At 47.8% G+C, this 4,719-nt stretch carries 6 protein-coding genes; 1 reads left to right on the top strand and 5 read right to left on the bottom strand.

Going from position 1 to position 4,719, the window contains the following annotated elements; all coding sequences use genetic code 11:
* Together HKN79_05350 and HKN79_05345 are read right to left on the bottom strand one after the other, a co-directional pair.
* Positions 1–843, bottom strand: an 843-nt coding sequence (locus HKN79_05350) for a hypothetical protein (protein NNC82983.1), incomplete at its 3' end; no start/stop codon positions are given.
* Between the two features lie 46 nt (positions 844–889).
* A complete protein-coding gene (locus tag HKN79_05345) occupies positions 890–1,843 on the bottom strand; it encodes a nitronate monooxygenase (protein NNC82982.1) in 954 nt (317 codons plus the stop codon).
* A 210-nt stretch (positions 1,844–2,053) separates the two neighbouring features.
* On the opposite strand from HKN79_05345, the gene HKN79_05340 reads away from it, so the two are divergent.
* Positions 2,054–2,983, top strand: coding sequence for a hypothetical protein (locus HKN79_05340; protein ID NNC82981.1), 930 nt, complete (start codon positions 2,054–2,056; stop codon positions 2,981–2,983).
* Here the strand turns inward: HKN79_05340 and HKN79_05335 are convergent, their stop codons facing one another.
* The 3 genes from HKN79_05335 to HKN79_05325 form a co-directional block, all read right to left on the bottom strand.
* Positions 2,984–3,745 carry a glycosyltransferase gene (locus tag HKN79_05335; protein ID NNC82980.1) on the bottom strand — a complete coding sequence of 254 codons (762 nt, stop codon included), beginning with the start codon at positions 3,743–3,745 and terminating at the stop codon, positions 2,984–2,986.
* Position 3,746: 1 nt separating this feature from the next.
* Complete coding sequence (wcaF, locus tag HKN79_05330; GenBank protein ID NNC82979.1) at positions 3,747–4,298, bottom strand: colanic acid biosynthesis acetyltransferase WcaF; 552 nt, start codon at positions 4,296–4,298, stop codon at positions 3,747–3,749.
* Positions 4,291–4,719, bottom strand: a 429-nt coding sequence (locus HKN79_05325; GenBank protein ID NNC82978.1) for a glycosyltransferase, incomplete at its 5' end; no start/stop codon positions are given. The genes HKN79_05325 and wcaF, both read right to left, overlap by 8 nt.

Here is a 4,719-nt window from a genome sequence, read left to right as displayed (position 1 = left end):
GCCTTGAGAGTTGATCACGATATTGCTGACCATGTCCATAGCACTCGTAATGGAAGGGTCGTTGGTCAAGGCTATTTCTTCCTCGAGAACATTCAAGACCCGATAGCCCTGTACATCCCCTTCAGGTGATGGGAACCAGCAAATGACTGCTCGTTGTGCAGCCGTATCCACAGTGGCGGTCTCGATCACTGGAGGAGTAGGTGGATTATTGTCGAATAAGGGCGTGACCTCATCGCGCCACGTAGAGACTGTAGCACAGCCGAAATCATCTATCAAGAGGATACGGAAGTCGATATCCACATCGACAGCAGGAGGCTCCGGACAGATCTCTGATAAATAGGTGTAGGTCGTATCCGTATATGGTAGGGTATCGACCGACTGCCACGCTCCTGTATAGTTCAGTTGGAACACGAAGTATTGGTAAATGGAATCCAGTGGGATATCCATGGGTCGGTTCCATGCCATCTCCACTCGATTTCCAAATCCATTGGCACTAGGGTTGATGGTCTGGAGCAGATTACTCCGCCTCCGGATCTCAACACCAGCGCTATCATATACTGCTTCTACACAATAGGTCTCGATCTCATTGGCAGAAGCGCCTACATCCAGAAAAGTGGTCGTGTTTATATCCGCAATGGTCCCTAGGTCATCATCGAAGAACTCTTCTTTTCTCCAAAGATGATATCTCAAGAAATCAGCCGAGCCGAGAATCGGGGCCTGCCAGGTCAAAGTGACATCATCTGCTCCGTCTACCTGCGAACAATGCAGAATAGGAGCATCATACAGTTGACCTGTAGATAGCAGACTGAACGTCAATGATATGAGAAGAAGGCCTAATCGCATCAATCTGCAAAATTAGGCAAAGCCAAATCGGGAAGTAGCCTGTTCATCAGAACTTAAAACGTGCTGAAGTGGATTGTTCTTGCAATGCTTCCCTGAATTCAGCGAGGATGTTCTGAATGATCTCAGCTGCAGGGAGTACTTCATCTATCATGCTTGACACTTGACCGATCTCCAGTTCTCCTTGATCCAGGTCACCGAGGAACATTCCTTTTTTGGCCCTTCCCCTACCGAGTAGCTCGGCCAATTCATCCCTTTCAGCATCCTTCTCATAGGCTTCTAGCACAGCCCGGTAAAAGGCATTGTCCAACAATCTGACGGGAGTCAATTCTTTCAGGGTCAGGTGGGTGTCTCCTTCTTTGGCATCCACTACCCTTTGCTTGAAGGCCTGATGGGCCGATGATTCTTCACTGGCCACGAAGCGGCTTCCGATCTGTATGGCATCAGCACCTAGGTTCATCGCAGCAAGCATGGCCCTTCCAGAAGCAATGCCTCCAGCTGCGATCAGCGGAACTTCGATCGCTTCTGCTACATCAGGGATCAAACAGAGTGTGGTGGTCTCTTCACGACCATTATGCCCTCCAGCTTCAAAGCCCTCTGCAATCACGGCATCCACTCCAGCACTTTGAGCCTTCAGCGCGAACTTCCTGCTGGACACCACATGCATCACTTGGATTCCCTTCGACTTGAAGTGTTCGGTCCATTTGGCCGGATTGCCGGCAGAAGTGATGACAATGGGCACATCATGCTTCTCTATCAAATCGATATGATCATCGATCTGTGGATAGAGCAGAGGAAGGTTGACCGCAAAAGGCCTACTAGTGGCTTTCTTGCATTTGATGAGATGTTCTTCCAATACCTCGGGATACATAGACCCAGAACCGATGACCCCTAGTACTCCTTCATTGGAACAAGCACTTGCCAGTTCCCAACCGGAGCACCATATCATACCTGCCTGGATGACTGGAAATTTTGTTTTGAAGAGCGTACAGAATCTGTTCATCGCGTTATCAGGAAGATGCTGTTTCAATGCTTCCGCGAATAACGCAAGCAAAGCGCAACTTTATCAACAAGTCATCGTAAATTATTAAGAAACCTAGGGTTTATAGGGGCTTTGGACCTAGGTAGATTTGGAAGGGAAATACGCAAATCTATATTTGCGCCTACTAAGCACAATCTTATGAAGAGATGCGCTCTCTTATTTATTGCCTTTTTGTTCGTTTCCGCAGGGTTCTCTCAGTACCGTTGGGATTGGGGTGTCCATGTCGGGGCATCGAACTACTTAGGTGATATTGGGGGAAAGGACCAACCGCGCAGAGACTTCATTCATGATGTGAAGCTCAATCAGACCCAATATGTCTTCGGGGCACATCTTCGTTACAAAGTTTCTCGTACGGCCAGTGTCACTGCATCCTTCATGTATGGTAAAGTACAGGGTAAGGATAGTGAGACCATCTATGTTCCTCGTAGAGCCAGAAATCTGAACTTCAGGAATAATCTGAAGGAATTCGCTGTGAGAGGGGAATGGACACTCTACACTGACAATGATGTTGGGGGAAGAGGATACTATAATCCCGAGTTCAGACTCTACGGTTTTCTTGGAGTGGCTGCACTCATGCACAACCCACAAGGATTTCTGGAGAATGGAACGGCAGATAATGCATCTGGATGGTATGATCTCAGACCATTACGTACAGAAGGTCAGGCAGAAGAATACAGTTCTCTGACGGTCGCCTTTCCAATGGGACTGGGCATCTACTTCACTTTCCAGAAGCAATACAGGTTTGGTTGGGAGTTGGGATACCGACTCAGCATGACCGATTATCTGGATGATATCAGTACATTCTATGCCTTCGATGAGGAATTGGATTCCGATCTTGCCAGAGCCTTGGCCAATCAGACCACTCCGGAGGTGATCGAAGAGACCTTTGGTAATCCGGGTGAGATCTACAACTATCACTACCCCGAAGGATATGAGGGAACGACCAAGAATCTACGTGGAGTCGACAACAATAATGACGGATATATATTCTCTACTCTATCTGCTGGAATGATCATCCGCGAGAAGAGCCGATTCTCTCGATCCAAATACAATTGGTTCAATACCCGGACCAGAAGGAAGAAGGCCCGCGCCAAATTCTGATCAGCCCTCTTGCCCTGGTCGACTCCAGAACTGACTTATTTTTCTCAAAGGCTTCATCGTCAAGGTATAGAAACGTGGATTGAGTCCATTCTTCACCCAAGCCTGTCGGTCCTCCTTGTTGCCTCGTATCCGATTGATGAGATTCTCATTGCTCTGGCCTCCTTCTCGCATTCTGACCAGAATACGTGGTAAATAGGCCGTGCTGCAATGATTCTTGAACATGAATCGCAACATCAACTCATAGTCTGCTGAAGTCTTGAATTGAAGGTCATATGCACCGAAGGTCTTATAGCATTCCCGTCTGGTGAAAAAGGTAGGGTGAGGAGGCATCCAGCCATTCAGAAATGCCTTGCGGTGGTATTCTCCGGATTTCCAGTACCTGCTCACTTTGGACAGATCTTCTGGATCGACATAGACCAGATCCCCATACACACAATCGATAGGCTGCTCATCGAACATGCGTACCACATCGGATATCACTTGACCGTCTTGATATACGTCATCTGAATTCAGAATACCGATGATATCTCCGGTACAAAGTGCCACCCCCTTGTTCATAGCATCATAAAGGCCTCGGTCGGGCTCAGAGAGATACTTCGTAACGCTTTTCGCGTTTTTGACCAGGTCCATTGTACCATCCGTGCTACCACCATCGATGATGATGTATTCGATATCTGGATGGTCTTGAGCCGCGATGGACTGTATGGTATCCGCGATGGTAGCTGCCGAGTTGTAGGCGACTGTGATCAGGCTGACCTTCATATCAGTGTATCTCTCGTTTGCGCATGGGTCGAGCAGGGTTTCCCTGATAGATCATATATGCTTCAAGATCAGAAGTGGCAACAGAACCTACGGATAGAACAGCATGCTCGGCTACCGAAACACCTCCCACCACGGTAGACCGCGCACCTATCCATGCTCCTTGCGCTATAGATATGGGACGGGTTATCAAGTCGAAAGTGGACTTCTTGTAGTCGTGATTTCCACACAGAAGTAAAGCACCTTGTGACAAACAGGTGTGATCTCCCAATTTCACTTGATCCAGATTATCTATCCAGACCTCCTCTCCTATCCAGACATGGTCACCTATCTCCAAGAGCCAGGGATATTTGATATTCACTCTCGGCTTGATGATCAGACCTCTTCCCAAACGCGCACCGAACATTCTAAGGATAAATCGCTTAGGACCCATGAATGGCATGAGACCGTGCATGAAGAATATGTGAGAGATCAGGTACCATGACCATCTCTTGAGTACACCACCCGCAGTGTAATGACTATTGTCGAATCGAGATAGGTCCGTAGTCTTATTCACTGGATAAAAATAGCCCTTTGCTCGCCTTCACTATCTCTGGATCGTTACAGAATTCCTGATACTTCTCATGCGCTGCTCTGCACATCGCATCGAAATGAGTTTGGTCCATCTGCAGAAAGAAGTCGAGTCTCTTCGTCCAAGCCTGTTCATCCTTCAGCGCTAGATCGAAACCCACTCCCTGCGATTCAAGATTCCTCCATGGCGTCTGATCCGAGATGAGTACCGGTCTTCCCATCATGAAGGATTCAAGTATGATATGACCGAAATTCTCTCCACGAGTTGGAAGGAAAAGTACATGATGTTGCTTGATGACCTTTTTCAACTCATCGTGCGCAATAGGGTCAAGAATCCGAACCCGTATAGAACCCTCGAGGCGATCTATCAATCGCAGACACTCCTGGTGATAGGATTCGTCATACAC

The sequence above is a fragment of the Flavobacteriales bacterium genome (assembly GCA_013001705.1).
Lineage (GTDB): Bacteria > Bacteroidota > Bacteroidia > Flavobacteriales_D > JABDKJ01 > JABDLZ01.
This window is presented reverse-complemented; position numbering and strand designations above follow the sequence as displayed.